The sequence below is a fragment of the Bacteroides sp. genome (assembly GCF_028690125.1).
Classification (GTDB): Bacteria; Bacteroidota; Bacteroidia; order Bacteroidales; family Bacteroidaceae; genus Bacteroides.
Genome location: NZ_JAQVBV010000031.1, coordinates 41,859 through 62,607, shown reverse-complemented (window position 1 = coordinate 62,607; position 20,749 = coordinate 41,859). Strand labels below are relative to the sequence as shown.

28 protein-coding genes are annotated in these 20,749 nt (G+C 40.0%); 26 read left to right on the top strand and 2 right to left on the bottom strand.

Features of this window, described 5'->3' with window-relative positions:
- From PHO71_RS18220 to PHO71_RS18175, 10 genes are all read left to right on the top strand, one after another.
- Positions 1 to 267: hypothetical protein (locus PHO71_RS18220; protein ID WP_300206070.1), on the top strand; the 267-nt coding region annotated here is incomplete at its 5' end.
- A gap of 16 nt (positions 268 to 283) precedes the next feature.
- Positions 284 to 628, top strand: coding sequence for a hypothetical protein (locus PHO71_RS18215; RefSeq protein ID WP_300206068.1), 345 nt, complete (start codon positions 284 to 286; stop codon positions 626 to 628).
- Positions 610 to 1,017 carry a hypothetical protein gene (locus PHO71_RS18210; protein ID WP_300206067.1) on the top strand — a complete coding sequence of 136 codons (408 nt, stop codon included), beginning with the start codon at positions 610 to 612 and terminating at the stop codon, positions 1,015 to 1,017. The genes PHO71_RS18215 and PHO71_RS18210 overlap by 19 nt, the downstream gene beginning before the upstream one ends.
- Positions 1,014 to 1,340: a hypothetical protein gene (locus PHO71_RS18205; protein ID WP_300206065.1), complete on the top strand. Its 327-nt coding sequence runs from the start codon at positions 1,014 to 1,016 to the stop codon at positions 1,338 to 1,340. The genes PHO71_RS18210 and PHO71_RS18205 overlap by 4 nt, the downstream gene beginning before the upstream one ends.
- Positions 1,327 to 1,632: a hypothetical protein gene (locus PHO71_RS18200; protein ID WP_300206063.1), complete on the top strand. Its 306-nt coding sequence runs from the start codon at positions 1,327 to 1,329 to the stop codon at positions 1,630 to 1,632. The genes PHO71_RS18205 and PHO71_RS18200 overlap by 14 nt, the downstream gene beginning before the upstream one ends.
- A gap of 53 nt (positions 1,633 to 1,685) precedes the next feature.
- The gene (locus PHO71_RS18195; protein WP_300206061.1) at positions 1,686 to 2,096 is read left to right on the top strand and encodes a hypothetical protein; all 411 of its coding nucleotides are present in this window, start codon (positions 1,686 to 1,688) and stop codon (positions 2,094 to 2,096) included.
- A 130-nt stretch (positions 2,097 to 2,226) separates the two neighbouring features.
- Complete coding sequence (locus PHO71_RS18190) at positions 2,227 to 2,505, top strand: hypothetical protein (protein WP_300206059.1); 279 nt, start codon at positions 2,227 to 2,229, stop codon at positions 2,503 to 2,505.
- A gap of 143 nt (positions 2,506 to 2,648) precedes the next feature.
- Positions 2,649 to 2,948 (top strand): hypothetical protein, encoded by a 300-nt coding sequence (locus PHO71_RS18185; protein ID WP_300206057.1) that lies wholly within the window; start codon positions 2,649 to 2,651, stop codon positions 2,946 to 2,948.
- 122 nt (positions 2,949 to 3,070) lie between these two features.
- Positions 3,071 to 3,697: a hypothetical protein gene (locus PHO71_RS18180; RefSeq protein ID WP_300206055.1), complete on the top strand. Its 627-nt coding sequence runs from the start codon at positions 3,071 to 3,073 to the stop codon at positions 3,695 to 3,697.
- A 156-nt stretch (positions 3,698 to 3,853) separates the two neighbouring features.
- Positions 3,854 to 4,420 (top strand): hypothetical protein, encoded by a 567-nt coding sequence (locus tag PHO71_RS18175; protein ID WP_300206053.1) that lies wholly within the window; start codon positions 3,854 to 3,856, stop codon positions 4,418 to 4,420.
- Between the two features lie 539 nt (positions 4,421 to 4,959).
- Here the strand turns inward: PHO71_RS18175 and PHO71_RS18170 are convergent.
- Together PHO71_RS18170 and PHO71_RS18165 are read right to left on the bottom strand one after the other, a co-directional pair.
- Positions 4,960 to 5,199 carry a hypothetical protein gene (locus PHO71_RS18170; RefSeq protein ID WP_300206051.1) on the bottom strand — a complete coding sequence of 80 codons (240 nt, stop codon included), beginning with the start codon at positions 5,197 to 5,199 and terminating at the stop codon, positions 4,960 to 4,962.
- An 848-nt stretch (positions 5,200 to 6,047) separates the two neighbouring features.
- Positions 6,048 to 6,518, bottom strand: a complete 471-nt coding sequence (locus PHO71_RS18165; RefSeq protein ID WP_300206049.1) for a hypothetical protein — start codon at positions 6,516 to 6,518, stop codon at positions 6,048 to 6,050.
- A gap of 717 nt (positions 6,519 to 7,235) precedes the next feature.
- On the opposite strand from PHO71_RS18165, the gene PHO71_RS18160 reads away from it, so the two are divergent.
- The 16 genes from PHO71_RS18160 to PHO71_RS18085 all read left to right on the top strand — a co-directional run bounded on the left by PHO71_RS18160 (position 7,236) and on the right by PHO71_RS18085 (position 20,742).
- Positions 7,236 to 8,525 (top strand): PBSX family phage terminase large subunit, encoded by a 1,290-nt coding sequence (locus tag PHO71_RS18160; protein WP_300206047.1) that lies wholly within the window; start codon positions 7,236 to 7,238, stop codon positions 8,523 to 8,525.
- A gap of 70 nt (positions 8,526 to 8,595) precedes the next feature.
- Positions 8,596 to 10,221 carry a phage portal protein gene (locus tag PHO71_RS18155; protein ID WP_300206045.1) on the top strand — a complete coding sequence of 542 codons (1,626 nt, stop codon included), beginning with the start codon at positions 8,596 to 8,598 and terminating at the stop codon, positions 10,219 to 10,221.
- 92 nt (positions 10,222 to 10,313) lie between these two features.
- Complete coding sequence (locus PHO71_RS18150; RefSeq protein ID WP_300206043.1) at positions 10,314 to 10,961, top strand: phage scaffolding protein; 648 nt, start codon at positions 10,314 to 10,316, stop codon at positions 10,959 to 10,961.
- 30 nt (positions 10,962 to 10,991) lie between these two features.
- A complete protein-coding gene (locus PHO71_RS18145) occupies positions 10,992 to 11,660 on the top strand; it encodes a hypothetical protein (RefSeq protein ID WP_300206041.1) in 669 nt (222 codons plus the stop codon).
- A gap of 34 nt (positions 11,661 to 11,694) precedes the next feature.
- Complete coding sequence (locus tag PHO71_RS18140; protein WP_300206039.1) at positions 11,695 to 12,771, top strand: major capsid protein; 1,077 nt, start codon at positions 11,695 to 11,697, stop codon at positions 12,769 to 12,771.
- A 15-nt stretch (positions 12,772 to 12,786) separates the two neighbouring features.
- Complete coding sequence (locus tag PHO71_RS18135; protein WP_300206037.1) at positions 12,787 to 12,993, top strand: hypothetical protein; 207 nt, start codon at positions 12,787 to 12,789, stop codon at positions 12,991 to 12,993.
- Between the two features lie 24 nt (positions 12,994 to 13,017).
- Complete coding sequence (locus PHO71_RS18130) at positions 13,018 to 13,392, top strand: hypothetical protein (protein ID WP_300206035.1); 375 nt, start codon at positions 13,018 to 13,020, stop codon at positions 13,390 to 13,392.
- Positions 13,386 to 13,778, top strand: a complete 393-nt coding sequence (locus tag PHO71_RS18125; protein ID WP_300206033.1) for a hypothetical protein — start codon at positions 13,386 to 13,388, stop codon at positions 13,776 to 13,778. Before PHO71_RS18130 ends, PHO71_RS18125 begins: the two co-directional genes overlap by 7 nt.
- Positions 13,779 to 13,861: 83 nt before the next feature.
- Positions 13,862 to 14,215, top strand: coding sequence for an HK97 gp10 family phage protein (locus tag PHO71_RS18120; protein ID WP_300206031.1), 354 nt, complete (start codon positions 13,862 to 13,864; stop codon positions 14,213 to 14,215).
- Positions 14,216 to 14,226: 11 nt separating this feature from the next.
- Positions 14,227 to 14,676: a DUF6838 family protein gene (locus tag PHO71_RS18115; RefSeq protein ID WP_300206029.1), complete on the top strand. Its 450-nt coding sequence runs from the start codon at positions 14,227 to 14,229 to the stop codon at positions 14,674 to 14,676.
- Positions 14,677 to 14,690: 14 nt separating this feature from the next.
- Positions 14,691 to 16,040, top strand: a complete 1,350-nt coding sequence (locus tag PHO71_RS18110; RefSeq protein ID WP_300206027.1) for a phage tail sheath family protein — start codon at positions 14,691 to 14,693, stop codon at positions 16,038 to 16,040.
- Between the two features lie 18 nt (positions 16,041 to 16,058).
- Positions 16,059 to 16,514: a phage tail tube protein gene (locus tag PHO71_RS18105; RefSeq protein WP_300206025.1), complete on the top strand. Its 456-nt coding sequence runs from the start codon at positions 16,059 to 16,061 to the stop codon at positions 16,512 to 16,514.
- A gap of 33 nt (positions 16,515 to 16,547) precedes the next feature.
- Positions 16,548 to 16,931 (top strand): hypothetical protein, encoded by a 384-nt coding sequence (locus PHO71_RS18100; RefSeq protein ID WP_300206023.1) that lies wholly within the window; start codon positions 16,548 to 16,550, stop codon positions 16,929 to 16,931.
- 191 nt (positions 16,932 to 17,122) lie between these two features.
- Positions 17,123 to 18,979: a tape measure protein gene (locus PHO71_RS18095; RefSeq protein ID WP_300206021.1), complete on the top strand. Its 1,857-nt coding sequence runs from the start codon at positions 17,123 to 17,125 to the stop codon at positions 18,977 to 18,979.
- Positions 18,972 to 19,733: a phage baseplate protein gene (locus PHO71_RS18090; protein WP_300206019.1), complete on the top strand. Its 762-nt coding sequence runs from the start codon at positions 18,972 to 18,974 to the stop codon at positions 19,731 to 19,733. The genes PHO71_RS18095 and PHO71_RS18090 overlap by 8 nt, the downstream gene beginning before the upstream one ends.
- The gene (locus PHO71_RS18085) at positions 19,705 to 20,742 is read left to right on the top strand and encodes a hypothetical protein (RefSeq protein ID WP_300206017.1); all 1,038 of its coding nucleotides are present in this window, start codon (positions 19,705 to 19,707) and stop codon (positions 20,740 to 20,742) included. Before PHO71_RS18090 ends, PHO71_RS18085 begins: the two co-directional genes overlap by 29 nt.
- Positions 20,743 to 20,749 lie beyond the last annotated feature (7 nt).

Below are 20,749 nucleotides of genomic sequence, written 5' to 3'. Positions count from 1 at the left end.
GGATTACACATTCAACCAAAGGATATATCAACCCTAAATGAAAAAGTTTTAGTCTATAAACAAATGACACAATTCGGGGGATACGGAATTATTGGGATAGACCACAGCGGACCGTATGATAAAGTAGTGTATCGTTACTATAATGGTAATACCGCAGGCAAACGCAGAGTAAGCACAATAAGGTACACAAGAAAAACAGGTAGAGCATACTTTATAGCCGACAACAATAGACAACACCTCGAAGATTTTATAAGAACAGACCTTTGAAAGGGGGCGAGTGCAAATGGTATTCATAGTTGAAGGTTATATAGAAAGAACCGACAAGTTTGACGAAGCGGAAAACCAGTTTGTTGAGTGCGAACCGTATTATTATAATCCCTTAGGAAGTGATTATTGCCAGATTATACACGACCTAAAAACACTTCGCGGTGTTAAGAATAGAATAAGCAAATGGAGTTGGGCAAAAGATGTTATTGAGGTTAGGATTTATTCAGCAACAAATATATTCGACCGAAAAACTTATAACCTGCAGTACATTAAACCCTTGAAAGGTAACAAAACAAGTATCCAAAAGATAACAGAGGAAAGAAAAGATTGGGGGAAAGATAAATGCCAACTTTCGATTTAACCAAACACAGAGAGTTATGGAATTGGTTAGCAGATAATCCGGGGCAGTTTAAAGAAGACTGGCCGGGCTGGTACGATATTGAAGATTATGACCCTGAGATTTATCCTGACAACAACTGTTTCGCCTGTCAGTATTCTAAGGAGCACAGATTGGCAACAGGGAAATACGCATATGATTTTAATCCTGAGGTTTGTGAGGAAACTTGCCCGCTATTATGGGGAACATTTAGAACCTGTTGTGATACTGGTAGCATATTTAGTGAATGGGATAATGTTAATGACAAATGTAGCCGCTGCCTTGATGTTGATGGGGTGTATGCAGCAAGAGCCGAGGCGCTTGCTCGGGATATAGCAGAATTACCGGTTAGAGAAGGAGTTGAAACGGAATGAGTGTTAAATTTAACCACACCAAACATAAAGAGTTGTGGAACTGGTTAGCAGACAATCCGGGAAGTTTAAAACACGAGTGGCCGGGGTGGAATGGAAAGTTGGTTGAAAACTGTTGTTTTGCCTGTGTCTATGACGCGGAGAAAATGGCTGAGGATGGTTGTTCAGAATGTTGCAAACATTGTCCGCTGGAACGGCCAGGTAATTTAGTATGCGGAGAGGATAACAACTTATATTCTGAGTGGGTTCACACCATAAAAGATGACGGCCCTATCGCAAGAAAAATAGCGAATATTCCGGTAAAATTTGGTGTTGAAACAATATAAAGGGAGGGATTTTATTATGTTATCCGATAAAAATTTTACGCAAGAATTGATGGAAAGGTTACACGAATGGGCAGTAGCCAAGAGGGATAATCATTTAGAAATATCTAAAAAGGTTGGCGAGGAAAATTGGGAAATTTGGATTTATAAATATGACTTCAATGGCGGGACAGGGACACACATTACGGATTCAAACTTTGAAACCCAAGATTTTGATGCCTTGCTAAAACAAAAGAAGGAACAGGATGATAAGGAACAGTATGAAAAACTAAGGAAACAATTTGAAAGGGCGTAAAGTGCAAAGGGCCGGAAGGTCCTTAGGGGTATATAAGAAAAGGGGTAGATACAATGGACAAGCAATTTATTGTTGAGGAGAACTTTCTTTATCGGGGGTTTAGGGGTGTGGTAGTCGGTAACGCAATGGGGCATCGGTGTGGGTATGTCGGGTTGCCAAAAGGCGATGTGTATTACGGAGAGGATTACGATGACATACCAGTTAAATGTCATGGAGGATTAACTTTTGGCAAACTCAGCCCTGACTATCCGATAAAAGACGAAGGTGAGGAACTTTACTGGATAGGGTTCGATTGTGCCCACTTAAATGACGCCAAGGACCCCGAATTGCTTGAATACTTCGGTAAGCGTGGTAAGCGTGAAGAGGATTGGCCTGATGTATTTATGCACGGAAAAGTTAGGACACAGTACGAGGTACGCCGAGAGGTAGAGCGGATAATAGACCAACTACTCTTAATAGGATAAGTAAATATTCAGACAATTGGGTTATGTAATGTTCTTCTATTTCCCTCTTTCGCCTGTTATACTAAAGATGTAGAAAGATAGCATATCGCTATTCGCCTACTAATTTATCAACACGAAAGAGGGTTATTTTATGAAAATCGTAAACGCCGACCACTACACTTTAGACGAGCTAATGACATTCACCTTCAAAGCAGTTTCCAACATCGCTAAAGAAATGAGCGAACCGAGAAAGATTGAGGTACTGAAAGAAATCGAGGATAGAAATGTATTAGTCTCCTTACAGATGCACGACAATATATATAGTCGCTGTATACCAGGCCAACCTAATACTGAATACGCAAAAATGAAAAAATTAGGTTATATGTACTCTTGCACCGCAGGTTATGATAACAAGTCAATCGCTATTTAACCTGAAGTGAATTGTGTATAATTTGCGAAAACTGGGTGCCATGAAGTTCGTGACTATCCCAGTTTCGCCTGCTATACTATAAGTAGAAAGAGAGAAGTGCAGGGCTCTTTCAAGACACCAAAGGACGAAAGGGGAAATACACCATGCCAACCGTTAGACCGAAAAGAAAACAAGCAGTACCTGAGGTAAGCAAGCAAGATATTCTGAAAGACCTCACAGTATTTCAAGGTCATGTAGGAACTTGGTACAAAATTGCGGAAGCAACCTACAATGATAAATTCTATGAATTGTGGGAGAGCGAACAATACGGTGACGGAGCTAATAATCTGATAACAGAAGATGGAGAACTAATAATAGAGGATAGTTACAACGGACTATCAGTTGACCTAGGAGATTATTTAGATGTGGATTATGAAGAAATTGCAAGGTATGTAATAGACTAAAGGTTGTGTGGGGCACTTGCGAGCGAGTACCTCACAGAGCAGTTAGACCAAGGCTCTAAAAAATAAAATACGAAAGTAGGGGACAAAAAATGACAAAACCATCAGGAATTAAAACAGCAAAAGTGGAAAAAGGTGCAAAAAGTGCAAAGGGTGCAAAAGCGGTGTCGGTTGGTAAGGTAGAACAAGCTGACTTGTCACAAACCCCAGTAGTAAAAGAAACCGTAAAAATCGTTGAGCAACCAGTAGAGAAAGAAATGACCTTAAAAGAAGCAGAAGCAATCCTCGAGGCAATTCCGACCGTAGAACCTGTAAAAGAAGCAGAACCGGTAAAAGAGAAAAAAGAGAAAAAACCTAAAGAAGTAACAGTAAAGGTTGTACCAACAGCAGGAGTCCTAACAAGTGTAAGAGCCTATGTAGACAATTACCCGGATATGAGCATTAAAAAATCAAAAGACGGTCCAAACCAGTTCTTCGTATCATATAAAGAAATCAAGGTACTATACATTTCGCCAAACTTCATATCAATCAGGCCGGAGGATGCAGACAAAATCGGCTTAGCATATGAGAAGAAAGGATATCACCACCCATTCAAAGCAAAATTAGGAATACTCGAAGGAAGTAACGCAATAACCTTGCTCGATATGCTAAAAACGATGTATCCGAGAGTAGAAAAACCAAAACCGGTAAAAGAGAAAGTAGAAAAGAAAGCAAAAGAAGAAAAAGTTCCGGCGGAAGTAAAAGTAAGTTAATAAGAAATAACCTATATAAAAGCACTCTTAACAGGGTGCTTCTTTTTTAGCCAAAATTACAATAGTCAGACAAATTAGACAATAGGCAAAATACCGTATATAATAGAGATAGAAAAAAATAAAAAACCGGGCAAAGAATTAAGGGAGGAAGATACAATGGCAAAGTTTAGACATAGCTCAATAAACCAAATAACAGAACAAGAGGAAGTATTCTGTCAAGCAATAGCAGTAGACCACTTAACACAAAGACAAGCCTTCTTACGAGCATACCCTCATAAGACTTATTTAGCAGAGAGGTCAATGGATATGGCAGCTTGGTGTATGATGCAAAAAGGCTATATTAAGGATAGGATTAAGGAAATTGGAGAAGCCATAAGGAGTAATGGCAATATTCAGGCACTTTGGACAAGGGAAAACTCCATAGAAAAGCTCAAATTCGTCATTGACAAGAACCAACAGGAAATGGAAAGAATTGCAGCGGCATTTGACACAGAAACCGCACAGATATTGGAGGAATACGAGGCTTGTGACGATGAAAGAAGGCAGGCTTCCTTGGCAAAACAGCTGGTTGAGAAGATGAAAAAACGCAGAATGACCAATATCCACAATATGGGAATAACCCAAGCGGTAGCAGAGCTGAACAAAATGCAAGGATTCAATGAAACAACGGTAAATATGAACGAAACTGTTAAATTTACCGGAGAAGATTGCCTCAAAGATTAAGCACCAATAGGTATTTTAACAAAATGGGTGTTTTCATGGGGTCAAAACCGACACTTTCAAAAATAATGCACAAAAGTCTACCGAGCACGCACACTTGGTAGGCTTTTTTGCTGGCAAAGTGCAAATGGTAGGTAGGTAAAACCTAACGGCTTTGAGTGCAAATGGGTTCCTGGTCCTGCCTAATGGACGCTACAAACGGCACGAATACTTAGGTTATTGAAGGAGAAGCTCATACTTCCTAATTAGCCTAAACTGATAATTCAGAATATTTTGAAAATAGGTACACACCAATCACCAATACCAAACACCAGTACTCCAATAGGTATATTTGAAAAAGCCGATACTTTTGGGGGGTAAAAACCATACCCAGGAGGCCTATTGGAGAGTTGGTAGGCATAAAAAAGCTCTACCCTTTGGAGAGCAGAGCTTGGAATATTAGTGGAAGGTTATTATTTCATAGTATATACCTAATGACCACACTATACAGAATACCAGGAATAATATATAGCTCCAAATAGTGTCATAATCGTATACCCTTTTCATTTCTCAAACCTCCCACCATTTGTTTTTTCTAACTGCTCCATTATATCGTATAGTTTGCAGGCAATCTCCCTTTCGTTTATATTCAGGGTATCGAGAAGCTCACAGGTTAATAACCAAGCTATTCTGAAAGACGCAGTATGAATTGGTACTCCGAAAAAGTTTGTGTATACTCCTTTGGAATTTTTGCGGATATCATGGATTTCAAAACATTTGGTTTTTTCGATTAGGTATTTCATATTAGTTCCTCCTTCTTTAATTTTGGCTTTTTGGGATTTTGGCTTTTTGGTTAACTGGGCGGACTTCTCCGTATTAGCTGTAAGTATAGACATAGGATAGCACTTCCCTTCGCTTCTTCTACTATCTATAGTATGACAGGGATTTTCGGCAAAGTACAGAACATTATATAACCCTGCTAAAATATTTAGTGGAGTGCAAAGGCCAGGCAGGCATACTCCTTATGGCAAGTTATTATCTGAGCTCCAAAAGGAGCAGAGTGCAAAGGCCAACCGGGCAGGCACCGGAAGGCAGAGTGCAAATCCAAACCAGGTCGGCTCCGGAAGGCAGAAAGTGCAAATGGTAGGTAGGGTAACACCTGAAGGGTGCAAAGGCCATCCAGGTGCGTCCTCCAAACGGAGCACTCCCTCTCCTTCTCCAGGAGTTCCTTCCTATCGGAGTGCAAAAGGGTGGTAGGTCTGACCTCCGTTTGGAGGTTTGAGTTTTCTGAATTTTCTGATAGTCAGAATATTCTGACAATTGGTATTGACACAAGATTCTGAAAATTCTGACAATTGGATATATGCGAATATTCTGAAAAATTTCAAAAATTCATAATTTTCTGAAAATTTCAAAATATTTAGAAAATTCATAATATTCATAATTTTCTGATAATTCATAACATTATGTTATTTTGTCTTTTTGTTCTATTCGTTATTTTAGCTTGTAAGCTATGTTAATACGATTGTATGATAGTTATATCGTATTCTTCTGTAAAGTTGCTTGTAGCTAATTCTCATAAGCATAGCAAGCACATTAAAGATAAAACAGTATGAGCGACTTGTAAAAGTCGCTCATACTGTTTTACTTGCTAAGCTATTAAACTCATTACAAGCTGTTTAATAGCTTCATAGCTTGCATACGATTCTACTGCTATGTTATAGCAGTAACTATGATTATACTTTTTTATGCTCATAATTTTAACATTATACTTGTTCGCTTGTGTTTTTGTAACATTTACAAAATTGTCTGTAAAGTACAATATTTTTTGATTGCGATACAACAAATCTCTTTGCTTCGACTTATACGATAATGCTTTTATCGTAAAGTCGCTATCTTGCTTGCAAAGAAGCGCAAAAGCTCGAATAAAATGCTCTTGAGAAGAAGTACTTGCATTTACTTCTTCAATATTAGCTTTTAAAATCGCTGCATTAACTTCTTGTTGATACTTCAATAACAATTCACTTTCATAATCGCAATCTACTGCTTGCATTGCTTGTACTGCTTTTGTTGCTTGTACTGCTTTCTTGCTGTTCTTGTTGTTCTTGTTGTTGTTTGTCATTCTAAACACACTCTTTTCTACTCATATGAGCATATAGTCAAGAAAACAAGCGTTTTCTTGCTATATCTATTTTATCATATTCGTTATATAATGTATATAGTGAATTGACTACAAAACACAAACAATTAGTACACTACAGAAAGACTGTATAAACATACATATTTATGTATAATTATACTAATCATAAAGTACATCATACTTTACAATTAGCATAATTTTCACAAAACTCTGATAATTCAGAATATTCTAAGTATGCAGACAACTCTGAAAATTAGCTACTGAGCCAGGCCAGTCACGCACGATTTTGGGGTATATCGGCCTGCTTAGAGTATTCCTCGGAATTTCTATGATTTTGGGGTATATCGGTTTTCTCGACATATGGGGTATATCGGCCTTGATTAGATTGTATTGGTTTAACGATTTTGGGAAACATACTGGCTTGCTCCGCAGTTTCAAATCTCCACTTGAAATTTTTCTCCCTATATATCGGTTTTCACAGCTAATACAGTAGACCATTCCCCAAAGCTGTGCTATAATGTTCTTGTAAAGCAGATGTTCACTGGTTTATCCCCTTAAGCCAGTGCCCATAAAAACCTAAGAGTGCGGGTCGGACGACAAGGGATTTCGCCTCCTTAGGAACAGCAGAAAGCAAGTTAGCTATTTTACCCCTCTTTTATAGTTGGCTTGCTTTCTGCACATTTAATAGTAGGTGAGTGTATGGCAGAAATTAATCTATCAGAAGTTGTTGGCGGCGGCTATAAACAATTTTGGGGGTTTAAGGGAAGGTACAAAGTTGTTAAAGGTGGTCGTGGAAGCAAGAAGTCAACCACCGCGTCTTTGTGGTTCCCGTATAATATGATGAAGTTCTACCACGAGTATGGACTTAAACCAAATGTTTTAGTTATTCGTCGCTATTATAATACCAATAAGGACTCTACTTTTGCACAGCTTCGTTGGGCTATTAATAGGTTGGGCGTTTCTCATTTATGGAAGGCTACAAAATCACCGCTTGAACTTACTTATATGCCGTCAGGGCAGAAGATAATGTTTAGAGGTCTGGACGACCCGCAGAGTATTACTTCCATAACAGTTGCGGAGGGCTATCTTTGTTGGACTTGGTGGGAGGAAGCTTTTCAGATAACGAATGAGGACGACTTCAATAAGGTTGATATGTCTATTCGTGGTGAGGTGCCATACCCGCTTTTCAAACAGCACACTTTAACCTTCAACCCGTGGTCGGATAAGATTTGGCTAAAGAAACGCTTCTTTGATAAGGTAGGCAGTAATGGTATTTCCCAACGAGGGGATATTTTAGCGATTACTCGGAATTATGATTGTAATGAGTTCTTAGGCGATGATGATAGAAATATCTTCCAGATAATGAAAGAAGAAAACCCAAGACGCTATTCTATCGAGGGTGAAGGTAATTGGGGTATCTCTGAAGGACTTGTTTATGAGAATTGGTGTGAACTTGAATTTGACCCTGATGCCATGAAACAAGTATTCACCGCAAACAATGTTCCTAAATATCGTGAGTTCCACGGTCTTGACTTTGGCTATACAAATGACCCTACTGCTTTCGTTGCTCTTTTAGCTGACGAGAAGGCAAGGAACTTGTATATCTATGACGAAATATATAGAACACGGATGCAGAATAATGCTATCTATGAAACTTTGCGGTACAAAGGATTTGCTAACGCACGAATTGGGGCAGATGAAGCGGCTCCTAAAGATATAGACGCCTTGAAAGAATTAGGGCTCAGTCGTATCTACGGAGTCAAGAAGGGCAAAGGCTCAATCAAGTCAGGCATTCAAAAACTCCAAGACTATCGTATCTATGTTCACCCGTCCTGCGTCAATACGATTGTAGAATTGAGCAACTACTGCTGGGCACCAGATAAAGAAACTGGTCAGCTCACAACAGAACCAATCGACGAATACAATCACATCATGGACGCATTAAGATATGCAACAGCGGACCTTAATAAGAATACATTCAGTTTTTAACGGGTACAAACATAAGCAGAGCGTTCTTGCCCCAGCTTAGAACGCATTTAAAAGGGAGGTATTTTCGCAGATGTTTAAATTTCCTGACATAATGAGGCTTGAAAACATAAGTTTAGAAAGTCGCATTGACCAACTTGGCACTTACGGCAAACCTCAGCGGGATTTCTTGCAATCCAACATTAGTAATTGGATTTTGAGCAAAAAATTAGCTGACATTAAAAAGGCTAAAGAATACTACAAGAACCGAAATGATATTAAAGACCACAAGCGTTATTACATTGATAGGTTAGGTGTAAAACAAGAGGAGAAAAATCTTAGTAACGCTAAGCTAAGTCACCCGTTCTTCCGTAAGCTTGTAAATCAAAAGGTCAATTATCTTTTAGGTAAACAGCTAAGTCTTACTTGTGAGGATGAAAGCTTCAGGGAGATACTTAAGGAGTTCTTTACTATTGACCTGCACAGAAGCTTGCAAGTATTAGCTAAGGAGTCTTGTCAAACAGGTATATCTTGGCTACAAGCTTACTATGACAAAGGAGGCAATCTAAGGTTCAAGCATATCCCTTCCGATGAAGTAATTGCGTTTTGGGCAGATACTGACCATACAAAGTTGGACGCTGTTATCAGGGTATACACAATCACAAAATATGAGGCTGACGGCACAATAACAGATGTTATGAAAGTTGAATACCACACAGCTGAAGGTGTTTGGTATTACGAAATGGGCGACACAGGGCTTATTAATGACCCTGACCAATCAGCAACACTTAAAGGTCACTTCACTATTAGTAAACCTAAAGTGGATAGCAACAATGTTCCTATCGTTAATGCCGCAGGAGAACAAGAGTATGACGCTCTGGAAGCCACTTGGGAAAACATTCCGTTCATTCCGTTCAAATACAACTCTGACGAAGTTGGGCTTCTTGATTTAATCAAACCATTAGTAGATGATTATGACGAAATAACTTCTTCTACCTCAAACACCATAAAAGATATTCCTAACAGCATTAAAGTTGTTAAGAACTATGATGGTACTGATAAAGCGGAGTTTACCCAAAATATTAACACATACAGAACTGCTTTCGTGGCCGGGGACGGTGATGTGGATACACTCGAAACTAAGCTGGACATTACTACAATTGAGGGCCATCTTTCTCGATTGCGTAAAGACATTTACGAAGCAGGTAGCGGAGTTGACACACAAGAAACAACGCTTGGCAATGTGTCGGGTGTAGCTCTTAAATTTAGATATGCTGATTTGGATATGGATGTAAGCGGTATGATTACGGAGTTCACATTTGCCATTGAACAGATTATTTGGTTCATTCGTGTAGATGCCGCTAATAAAGGTAAAGGTGACTTCCGCTCAGTTAATGTTACCCCATCTTTCAATATTGATGTTATTATTAATGAGAAAGAGGTTATTGGTAGTAGTGCTGACAGCGTAGGCATAATTAGTGACAGGACAATCGTTGCTAATCATCCGTGGGTTACTAATGCACAAGAAGAATTGGAACAGATTGAGAAGGAGAAAGCAGAGAAGGTTAAAATTCTTGAAAAGCTCCAACAAGATACTGCAATTCTAAATACACCGATAGCTTCTACTGTTGACAAAGCAACCAAAGCTCAACGCATAGCCAGACAGAAGATGAAATCACAGAAAGACCCGGACAGGGGCAAGACAAAAGAATTACAATAATTTTAGGTGTTCCAAAGTAGTATAATATATATAATGATACGCCGCGGACGAGACCGCGATACCAAGCGTAGTATCAGAAGGAGAGATTTTATATGCTAACAAAAGAACAGCTTACGGCAATGGGGGCAAGTGAAGAAGTGGCTATTAAGATTTTAGAAGCCAACAAAACAGTAATGGAGGGCTTCGTTCCGAAACATCGTTTCGACGAAATCACCAATGAGCTGAAAGAGGTCAAAAGTCAAGTAAAAGACCGAGATACTCAAATCGGAGAATTGAAAAAATTTGAAGGAACAGCTACACAGCTCCAAGAAAAAATTACTGCACTTGAAACCGCGAACTCCGAAAAAGAAGCTAAGTTCAAAGAACAGCTCCTAAGCGAGGCTAAGAAAAACGCTGTAAAAGTCGCTTTATTAGCCGACGAGTTCAGTAGGCCGCATGACGCCGATATGGTAATGGGTCTGTTTGATATGTCAAAGATTACTCTTGACGAAGCAGGCAAAATTACCGGAGGCTTCAAAGAACAGAGTGATAAAATTAAAACTGAGAAATCATTCTTGTTTAATGCGGTAAAAGCCGGTGACCAAAACCCATTTACCGGGTTCAAACCAATTGGAAATCCTCCGAATAATGGAACTCCGCCAAGTCCTAAAACGAAGGAAGACCAAACAATTGGTTTCGGTATGGCATTAGCTCAATCTAAATTGAGCATGATGGGTATCAACCCCGAAAAGAAAGAATAGTAATTACGAAAACAGGAGGAATATAACGCTATGATGAAAATGGAACAAATCGTGTACGGAGGCCCGGCTAAACAGATTTTAGCTATTCCGGACCATTATGTTGCTCTCGGCTTCAAACACGCCAAAGCAACTGCAAACGCCCCAGGTCTTGCTGTATTGGAAGATGGTAAGTATATGATTAAAGCAGGTACAATTTATCCTGCAAATGACGCCACAGCAATCGGTGTAGTCTTGAATGACTATGATGTAACTCAATCCGACGCTATGTTGGCAGTTGTTATTCACGGTTTTATTAAAACCGCAGCTCTTCCCACACTTCCTTCCGCAAATGCTCTCGCCGCTATGAAACAAATCACTTTCAATCCTGTTATTGATATGGGCTTGGTTCTGACTTGCAAGGAAGCTGAAATTGCTGTAGGTGAAGCCAAAGATGTTGAGCATACTGTTAATGTATACTTGACTGGTGCAACTTTCCGCGACGCGGCGGCTACGCTTACTAACTGGACTATTGCGGGTGAGACCACTAATAAAGTTGTAGTTAAATCGATTGTTGTTTCTGCTGACAGAACTTATGTCACCATCACAACCAAAAACTCTGCCGCTGCTGTCGCAGGTTCTACTACAGTGGTTCCAGAAGCTGCCGCAATCTCTACTGGTCAGGAACCAGCTGCTGCAGTAACAATCGCAACCGTAGCGTAATACGGAATAACAAAACAGGAGGATTAATTAGCTGATGAATATTTATGATATTTTTGAAAGTAAGGCTCTTGCCGCTTATTGGACAGACATTAATGTCCATATGCAAGACCCGATGATTGGTGCTCAATTTTTCCCAGTGAGCAAACAAAACGGTCTTGAACTTGCTTGGATTAAAGGTCGCAATAATCTCCCAGTAGCGTTGCAGCCTTCCGCTTTCGATACTAAGGCTCCGTTGAGAGACCGTATCGGCGTGAGCGAGCTGTCCACTAATATGCCATTCTTCCGTGAGGCAATGCGTATCGGTGAAAAAGACCGCCAAGACATTGAAACTCTTTTAGCAAAAGACATTCGTTTTGCTCAACCGACCATTATGCGTATCTTTGATGATGTCAAAGGTTTGATTGATGGTGCTCAGGTTCAAGCAGAGCGTATGCGTATGTCCTTGCTTGTAAATGGTACAATCTCTGTATCTGCTAACGCAGATAGCGGTCGTACGGTTGCTTACGATTACAACTTTGATGTTGACGGTGCTTGGGCTACTGAAAACAATGTTACACTCGCAGGTAATGCAAAATGGACGCTTGCAAACAAAGCTACATCTACTCCAATCTATGACTTGCAGGATGCTTGCGAATATATGGCAGAAACCTTCGGCGTTCGCCCAACCCGCGTGTTGATGAACACAACCACTTTGAAAGGCTTGTTGGCTTCGGAAAGTATTGCTAAAGCAATCAACCCGTTGGGTGCTTCCAGCATTATCGTTTCCCGTCAAATGGCTCGTCAGTTCGTGGAAGCTGAAACCGGCTTAACGATTATCGTTTACGATAAAATGTATAAAGACGAACACGGCATAGACCACAAATATTACCCAGATGGTTATGCAACTCTGTTGCCTGGCTACACTCTTGGTAACACTTGGTACGGCACTACTCCGGAAGAGTTCGACTTGTTAAGCGGTACTGCAAATGCTTCTGTCAGCATTGTTGGCACAGGTATTGCAGTAACTACCATCAAAGAGCCCCATCCAGTTAATGTGCAAACAGTTGTATCAGAAATCGTTCTTCCCTCCTTCGAGCGTATTTCCGATGTATATGTAATTAAAGCATTTTAATTGGAGGGATTATAAATGACCAAAGTATATTTTACCCGGACAGTAAAATATCTTGGTGTAGTTTATACTTCCCAGACCGCAGTTGAGGTTATTGACAGCGATGTTGATAGCCTCAAAGCGGACGGTCTGATTAAAGTAGAAGCTGTACCAAATTCTGTCCAAGACGAAGTAAAAGTTATACCAGTAACCAAAGGGAGAAAGAAAAAGAACGAGGTGGTCTAATTGACGGTATTGGAAATAGTCCAAATGAAAATCAAAGACGACCTTATTTTAGAGGAAGATATGCTTTTAGCAGTAGATGAAGTGGGACAGGTCATAAAGAACTATTGCAACATATCTGTTATCCCGGAGGAACTGAAATATACTTGGGCCAATATGGCAGTTGATTTACTGCTGTACACTAAGGTTAGTGGGGCAGACTTTGACACTTCTGGTGACAACGAAACAATCGGTATCAACGACATTCAGAAAATAGAGTTAGGTGACACAGAATTGTGGTTGGGTAATACTTCCAGGACTACAAAGACTTCTAAAGCCCTTGAAAGTCATTCGGCTAATCTTGATAGGATTACGATGGAGTACAAATCTCAACTTCAAAAATTTAGGAGAATGGTATGGTAAAGTTCTTTAATTTGTCAGGAGTTAGAAAGATGTTTAACGGTATGTACGATGATTTAGTAGATGTGTATAGGATTGGCACAGCAGTTGCCGCTGACTTTACAACCACTACTGGTTATCCTGCTACCCCGACTTATTCTGACATTCCTTGCAGAATTAGCAGACTTTTCCCAGACCGTTCACTCCCTAAAACGGAAGTCAGTAATGAGGTTCGTTTTATGTTTCGTATCTTCTGTGACCCCGATAAAGATATTGTTAAGGGCGACAAGATTGTCTTTACTAAGATAATTAAAGGGGTAAAATCAGTAGAATATATCGGAACAGCGGGAGCCCCAATGCTCTATGAAACTCACATGGAAGTTGATATTATAGTAGACGGTGATGCCTAATGAGTAGTACAGTTACATCAAGACGATACGCGGAGCTATTGCGGGTAGTAAAAAACACCGCTATAAGGCGTAGGGTTATTGCGATGAATAAAGTAGGCAAGCAGTGGCTTGAAGATGTTAAGGCACAACAGACCTATCCAACTGGTGAGCTTGCTGAGGCGTTTTATTTAGTTAAGGCGTCACACAAGAAATTGCGTATCGAAATCCGAAATGATTTACCTTACGCAAGCTATGTTGAAGGAGGATTTATGCAGAAGGGACACTATGTGCCAGGTCACTGGGAAGGTAAGAGATTTATTTATGCCCCCGGGGAAAAATCAGGTATGCGGGTGAAGACCGGTTGGGTTGACGGTAACTATGTTGTGAGAAGAACAAAAATATACGCGGATGCGGCGCTTCAAGCAAGGTTAGAAAAAATGGGTCTTGGAATGAGATAGGAGGATAAAAAATGTCAGAAGTAACTGGAGATACTGTTATTAGTGCAATATCGGTAAAACTTCATTCTTCCTTTTCTCCCTCTCCGAATATATACAAGGACCAGGTAGAACAAGGTTTGGTTAAACCTTGCTTTTTTGTTTCTTGCATAACACAACAGCAAGAGCGGATAGCTAAGAATTGGTTTAAACGCACCGCGTCAATGCTTATTCGATTCCACCCAACAGAAAATACTGATAAGTATTCCCAATGCAGAACTGTCGGAGAAAAACTACTTGATGTTCTTGAAAGTATTAATCTACCTAATTCTATGATAAATTACCCCTCGTTACCGTGCTGGGGGCGTGATTTAGAATATAAAATTCAGGACGAGGTTTTACTCTTTTATGTTACTTATGACTTTAAGGTTAAAAGAGAACTCGTTGAGGAACCCAAAATGACAGAATTGGAATTTATTTTATAAGAGAGGTGACTTAAATGGCAGGTGGAACTTGGTTATCCCAGACTAAAATTAGGCCCGGTGCCTATACTAATTTCCGAGCATACGCTACTCCGCTTATTCAGGTAGGCGACAGAGGTATTGCCACAATCGCATTACCGTTGAAATGGGGTGCGGAAGGCTCATTGATTGAGGTTCTATCCAGTGACTTAGTTGACGGCAAGAGCCGTGCAAAAGTTGGTTTTACTGCGTTTGATACAGCTGACAGCTTGGCGTTGAGATTGATACTCCAAAACTGCTACAAATGTTTAGTGTATCGTACAACTACAGGCGGCGTGAAAGCTTCTGCTAATGCTACGGCGTTCGTTGCTACTGCTAAATATGCAGGGTCTAAAGGTGATTTGCTCACTATTCAAGTTGCGGACAGCAAATTTGTTACTGGCAATTTTAGAGTAACAACTTTCTTTGACGGGCTTGAAGTTGATGCACAGGAGATTACTACTGTTGCAGATTTGGTTGATAATGACTTCGTGACTTTCACAGATTCGGAACAACCACTTGTTGAGGTAGCAAGTGCTGTATTCACTGGCGGTACTGACGGTACAGCTACAAACTCCACAGCTTACCCAGCTTACTTTAACTTGCTGAAAACTGCAAAATGGCAGACCATGGCACTTATTGAGGACCATGCAACAATCAATCCGCTTGCTTTGACCTTTATCAAAAATATGCGGGACGATAATGGTCGTAAGGTACAACTTTGTACATACAATTATGAAACTGCGGACTATGAGGGTGTAATTTCTTCTGACCAGGGCTACAAAACAGCCACAGAAACGATTACGGTTCAAATGTTCCCAGCTTTTGTCGCAGGCATTACTGCAGGTGCAAAAATCAATGAAAGCAATACTTATAAAACCGTCAATGACGCTGTAAGTATTACCGGAGAATTAACTAATGAAGAAATTATCGTAGCTCTTGGCAAAGGTAAGTTCTTAATTAGCACTAAGCAAGACGGTACAATCGTAGTTGAGAAGGATATAAATACTTTTACATCTTTCACCCCAACTAAAGACTACACTTTTAGCAAGAACCGTGCTATTCGTGTAATGGACGAGATTGCGACTTCTGTTTTGACAGTTTGGGAAAACAGCTATGTTGGTAAAGTTGGTAACAGCACTACAGGTAGAGCTTTGTTCAAAGCAGATGTAATTGCTTATATTAAGGAATTACAACGTATTGAGGCAGTTGACTCTGACTATGTACCGGAAGACCATATCGTTGTTGCAAAAGGTGACAAGATTGACGCCGTTACAGGTAATATCTATCAGCTCCCAGTACTCGACGCAATGGAAATTCTGTATTTAGATGTTGAAGTGAAAGGCTAAGAAGGGAGGTAAAAATATATGCCATTTATTAACGGAGAACAGACTATCAATGGTAAGCTTGGTGAAATCTGGATGAACTTAGACGGAGAAATTCGTCTTGCGATGGAAGTCAAGAAAATCGACGCTAAAATTACCATAAGTCAGAAAGAAGTCCCAGTTATTGGTGACATGGCCCCCGGCAATAAATATCTGGGGTGGAAAGGCTCAGGCACTATGACTTGTTATTATATGACAAGCTACTTCCGGAAAGCTATGATAAACTACATCAAAACAGGTATTGCCCCAAGCCTTACTCTTACTATTACAGTAGATGATGAAGGTAGTGGCCGCGGTACTGAAAGAACAACTCTTGGTAAGGTAACTATTGACAGCATTGACATTGCTAAGTTGGATGCTGAGGATGCTGTATTGGAAGAATCCATTCCGTTCAAATTCAGCGAAGTACTGAACTATGAAGGCTTTGACGACCTGTAAGATTTGTCCAAAATCGAAGGAGGAATAATTATTATGGCTAAGAAAGAAACATCAAATTTAAGTTTTGTGGAGTTTTTCAAGGGTAGAGATATTGCCAATCTTACCAAAGAGGTATTGATAAAAGGCATTCCTACCCCGTTTGTAATTCGTGCAGTAACCAAAGACGAATTTGCGGAGTATTCCAAAGTAGCGAAATCTGACGGAGCAAAACTTATGGAGTTAATGGTTATCAACAATACTGTTGAACCAAACTTCAAAAGTGCTACATTGTTAGAACAATTCGGGGTAACGAATCCAAAAGATTTGTTAGGAAAAGTTCTCTTGTCCGGAGAGTTCTATGCTTTGGCAGAAGAAATTAGTAAACTTAGCGAGTTTGACCTTGATATTAATAAAAAGGTCGAACAAGCAAAAAACTAATTGAGGGCGGGGACGGCGATGCAAACTACTGTATGTACGCCGTCCTTAATCTTAAATATCGCCCGCACGAATATTTAGAAATGCCCCTTGAAGAAAAAGCTTTTCTAATTGCTTGTATCCAGCTAAAAATAAAAGCAGAAGAAGAGCAAAGAAGGAAAATGAAAACTTAGCCACAAGGCAGGTGAGATACATTGGCTGAAATTAGAGAAACAATATCGTTAGAGGATAGATTTACGCAAACCCTTAACAGCATAATTGCCAAAGTAGAGCTGTTCTCCGACAAGATGAATATGGCTAACTATGCAACTGGGGAATTTGTAAATAGAACAGAAACTAAGTATACTGCCCTTAGAAATGCGGCGAGTTCCTTATCACACACCGCAGATAAGCACCAAGTATTTTCCAGAGTGGCTAACGCCTCAACCGCCGCTACTAACACTTTCTCTTCCGCATTAAATCGAATGAACTCTTTAGCACAGCAATCAGGGGAACCTATGAGGGCGTTGCAAAAAGATTTAAGCAAGTTAGATAAACATTTTACGGCAACTGGTTTTAAAGGCTTAGTATTTGGTATTACCGTTGGTAATTCACTAACTAATTTACTTTATACTATCTCAAGGTTGCCCGGCAAGATATTAGAAATGGGTGATACTTTTATACTCACCCAAGCTAAAATGGCTATCGCAACGAACTCAACCTCCGAAGCACTAAGAGCAAATGATATGGTTTATGCAGCGGCTCAACGCAGTAGGTCAGAATACGGGGAAATGGCGAGCAATGTTTCTAAGATAGGTGTAGCGGCTAAGCGGTATTTCAATAGTACTGAAGAAATGGTTCGGTTTGCTGAAACTGTTTCTAAATCGTTTACGGTTGCGGGTGCGACCGCTGAAATGAGAAGAAACTCTACCTTGCAGTTAATCCAGGCATTGGGATCTGGTAAACTACAAGGTGACGAGTTCAAATCTATTTCTGAGGGTGCTCCGTTGCTCTTGGACGCATTAGAAAAGTATACAGGCATTGAAAGAGGGCTGTTGAAAGAAGCAGGTAAAGAGGGTAGGTTAACTTCTGATATTCTGAAAGGCGCCATTATCAATTTTAGCGGAGATATTGATGAAGCCTTTAATCGTATGCCTACAACTTTTGAGCAAGCTTGTACACAGATGGCAAATAAGCTTACTTATGCTTTCAACCCAATAATGTCAGAATTGTCAGAAACGGCAGTCTCTGTTATCTCATTCATTAGTGCTAATCTGTGGGAGATTTTTGGAGCCCTTTCTGCTATCACAACTTTGTTGATAATCTCCACTATTCCTTCAATGTATCGGGTGGCGGCAGCAACCGCAGGTTGGGCAGCTTCTGCGTTAATCACAGCGGGTGCATTTCTCTTATCTAACCCTCTGATTGCGACTGCCGCGTTAATGTTTGGTGTATTCTTAGGCGTCATATTTAGTTCTAAGGCGGCGTTTCAGGCGTTTGCGAGTAACTCCGCAGAAGTTTTTGGCAACCTTCAGAACATAATTATTGACACGATTATTTGGGTGGAAAAACTACTGAATAACCTTAGTGGGGCTCTGAACATAATCAATATCGTTCGGAGAGCAATGGGCAAAGAAGAACTTAAGATTGATTTTGGGGTATCTGAAAAAGACAAGTGGAACCCTAATACGATGAAATATGATGCCTACTTGAAAGCCGGTAGCATAGCAGACCAGGCAGACTTATTTAAACGGCGTATCAAAGACATGGGTAGCTGGTTAAATGTTCCAGGATTTGAAGGAATGCAGGGGTTAGACGGCTCAGGGCTCCCAGTAAATGTTAAAGGCGGTAAGCTTGACAGCGTTAAAATCTATGACGAGGATTTGGTTCTTCTTAAAGACTTAGCTATGCGGGAATATCAGCTAAATTACAGCCAGGTAACCCCACAAATGACCGTAAATTTTGGTGATGTTCACAAAGACGCCGATGTGGACGGCATTGTTAGGCAGGTTAACCAAGAGTTCATAGACGCCCTCAAAAACAATCTAAGGGGAGGTGTGATACTTGACTAATACAATTATATTTTATTTTTCAGGAAACGGGGAAGTAATCACACTCCCCATTAACCCGGGGGTAGTCAAGGTTGAGCGTAAAGGGCAAAATAAGGAAAAAGAAGTCCTTAATTTAGGAGAAATAAACATTCTTAGAACACCGGGGTTAAGAAGCTTAAAAATTTCTTCATACTTTCCTCAAGCTGAAAGCATACTCCCAACAAATCTTAATGTATATAGCGTTCTAAAATCAGTTGCATTGTGGAAAAAAGAGAGATATGACCCAGAATACTATGTATCGTTTTTCACCAAGCTACAAGAAGAAAAGAAGCCCCTCAAGCTGGTAATAACAGACTTAGACTTCTCTATGATGATGGCAGTTGAGCGATTTACCTTCACCCGCAAGGCTGGAGAGCATAATGATATTTATTTTGAACTTAGTCTTAAAGAGTGGGTAAGATACGGGGCCACTAAAGTAACAGTTGAACGGGACGCTAACGGCAAAATAACAAAGGTTACTAAAACAGAGCTGACGAACACGGACGCAGAGCTTGGGATAGTAACTATTCCATCTAAGCACGAAGTAAGCGAAGGTGAAAAGATATGGGAGATTGCTCGTAGGCTAACTGGTGACGGAACTAACTACAAAGGGATACTTTCAAGCAATATGGCTAAAGGTATAATTGGTAGTGGATTAGAAAATTTAGCCGGAAAAACTTTAGAAATCCCTGCGGAGGTAAGGAAAGATGCTAACAATAGAATATCAAGATTATGACCAAATAGCGAAGGACGAAAGTTTTTATATCACATCATTAGTTCACAAGCTTACCCTCTCAACCGCTATCGAAAATCAGCCTAGCAAAGTTCGATTAACCGTAATCGCTGACAAGAATGTAAAATTTCACAACGGCGGAAGAATAAAAATATTAGACGGTGATAAAGGACTATTTCTAGGCTATATTTTTGAAATGAATGCGGATGAACACGATGAAATAAAGCTTACCTGTTATGACCAACTGAGGTATCTAAAGAATAATGATGTGTATATATCCCGAGGTGATACTTTAGCAACGCTATTTACAGCGTTATGCAAAAGGTTCGAGCTAAAACATTTGGTTAGTGACACCCCAAAAACAGAATTGCCGATTACAATACACGACAACAAATCGTTATATGATATAATTAGTTGGGGGATAGGCATTACTATCCGAAATGAAATGAAACGGTATATTGTTTGGGACGATTTTGGTGTTTTAGAGCTATTTGAGGCGGAAAGGTACATGACGGATTGGGCATTTGGTGACAATAACTTAGTGTTCAGTTTTGACTTCTCCAAATCTATTGACAAAGATACCTATAATCAAATAAAATACTCGCAAGAGAACAAGGACCTTCAGGTTCGACAGAATAGAATAATTTTCAACTCGAATACCAAAAAGCGTTGGGGTACTTTGCAGTTTTTTAAAACGATTGATGAAGCGGCTACCCCAGAGCAGATTGTTATTGAAATGTATGCCAAGCTAAAACTTTGCAACCATGAAACAAGAAAAATATCCTTTAAAGCTATTGGGAATTGGGACATTCGAGCAGGTAAAGGTATTTGGGTTATGTTAAAAAATGCGTTAGAGGATACTTATATACAGCGGGGAATTGTTTCCCACTGTACCCATCGGCTTGACAACGATATGCACACGATGGATTTGGAAGTTGAAGTTCCTCGTGATGAAGATTATGAAAAGCTTGATGATATTGGTGCATTCCTAACGACAGACACAACGAAATAGGTGGTAA

Excerpts from the sequence above, each read along its gene's own strand:
- PHO71_RS18215 (WP_300206068.1), top strand. The coding sequence starts at position 284 with ATGGTATTCATAGTTGAAGGTTATATAGAAAGAACCGACAAGTTTGAC.
- PHO71_RS18210 (WP_300206067.1), top strand. The coding sequence starts at position 610 with ATGCCAACTTTCGATTTAACCAAACACAGAGAGTTATGGAATTGGTTA.
- PHO71_RS18205 (WP_300206065.1), top strand. The coding sequence starts at position 1,014 with ATGAGTGTTAAATTTAACCACACCAAACATAAAGAGTTGTGGAACTGG.
- PHO71_RS18195 (WP_300206061.1), top strand. The coding sequence starts at position 1,686 with ATGGACAAGCAATTTATTGTTGAGGAGAACTTTCTTTATCGGGGGTTT.
- PHO71_RS18190 (WP_300206059.1), top strand. The coding sequence starts at position 2,227 with ATGAAAATCGTAAACGCCGACCACTACACTTTAGACGAGCTAATGACA.
- PHO71_RS18185 (WP_300206057.1), top strand. The coding sequence starts at position 2,649 with ATGCCAACCGTTAGACCGAAAAGAAAACAAGCAGTACCTGAGGTAAGC.
- PHO71_RS18175 (WP_300206053.1), top strand. The coding sequence starts at position 3,854 with ATGGCAAAGTTTAGACATAGCTCAATAAACCAAATAACAGAACAAGAG.
- PHO71_RS18170 (WP_300206051.1), bottom strand. The coding sequence starts at position 5,199 with ATGAAATACCTAATCGAAAAAACCAAATGTTTTGAAATCCATGATATC.
- PHO71_RS18165 (WP_300206049.1), bottom strand. The coding sequence starts at position 6,518 with ATGACAAACAACAACAAGAACAACAAGAACAGCAAGAAAGCAGTACAA.
- PHO71_RS18160 (WP_300206047.1), top strand. The coding sequence starts at position 7,236 with ATGGCAGAAATTAATCTATCAGAAGTTGTTGGCGGCGGCTATAAACAA.
- PHO71_RS18155 (WP_300206045.1), top strand. The coding sequence starts at position 8,596 with ATGTTTAAATTTCCTGACATAATGAGGCTTGAAAACATAAGTTTAGAA.
- PHO71_RS18150 (WP_300206043.1), top strand. The coding sequence starts at position 10,314 with ATGCTAACAAAAGAACAGCTTACGGCAATGGGGGCAAGTGAAGAAGTG.
- PHO71_RS18145 (WP_300206041.1), top strand. The coding sequence starts at position 10,992 with ATGATGAAAATGGAACAAATCGTGTACGGAGGCCCGGCTAAACAGATT.
- PHO71_RS18140 (WP_300206039.1), top strand. The coding sequence starts at position 11,695 with ATGAATATTTATGATATTTTTGAAAGTAAGGCTCTTGCCGCTTATTGG.
- PHO71_RS18135 (WP_300206037.1), top strand. The coding sequence starts at position 12,787 with ATGACCAAAGTATATTTTACCCGGACAGTAAAATATCTTGGTGTAGTT.
- PHO71_RS18130 (WP_300206035.1), top strand. The coding sequence starts at position 13,018 with ATGAAAATCAAAGACGACCTTATTTTAGAGGAAGATATGCTTTTAGCA.
- PHO71_RS18125 (WP_300206033.1), top strand. The coding sequence starts at position 13,386 with ATGGTAAAGTTCTTTAATTTGTCAGGAGTTAGAAAGATGTTTAACGGT.
- PHO71_RS18120 (WP_300206031.1), top strand. The coding sequence starts at position 13,862 with ATGAATAAAGTAGGCAAGCAGTGGCTTGAAGATGTTAAGGCACAACAG.
- PHO71_RS18115 (WP_300206029.1), top strand. The coding sequence starts at position 14,227 with ATGTCAGAAGTAACTGGAGATACTGTTATTAGTGCAATATCGGTAAAA.
- PHO71_RS18110 (WP_300206027.1), top strand. The coding sequence starts at position 14,691 with ATGGCAGGTGGAACTTGGTTATCCCAGACTAAAATTAGGCCCGGTGCC.
- PHO71_RS18105 (WP_300206025.1), top strand. The coding sequence starts at position 16,059 with ATGCCATTTATTAACGGAGAACAGACTATCAATGGTAAGCTTGGTGAA.
- PHO71_RS18100 (WP_300206023.1), top strand. The coding sequence starts at position 16,548 with ATGGCTAAGAAAGAAACATCAAATTTAAGTTTTGTGGAGTTTTTCAAG.
- PHO71_RS18085 (WP_300206017.1), top strand. The coding sequence starts at position 19,705 with ATGCTAACAATAGAATATCAAGATTATGACCAAATAGCGAAGGACGAA.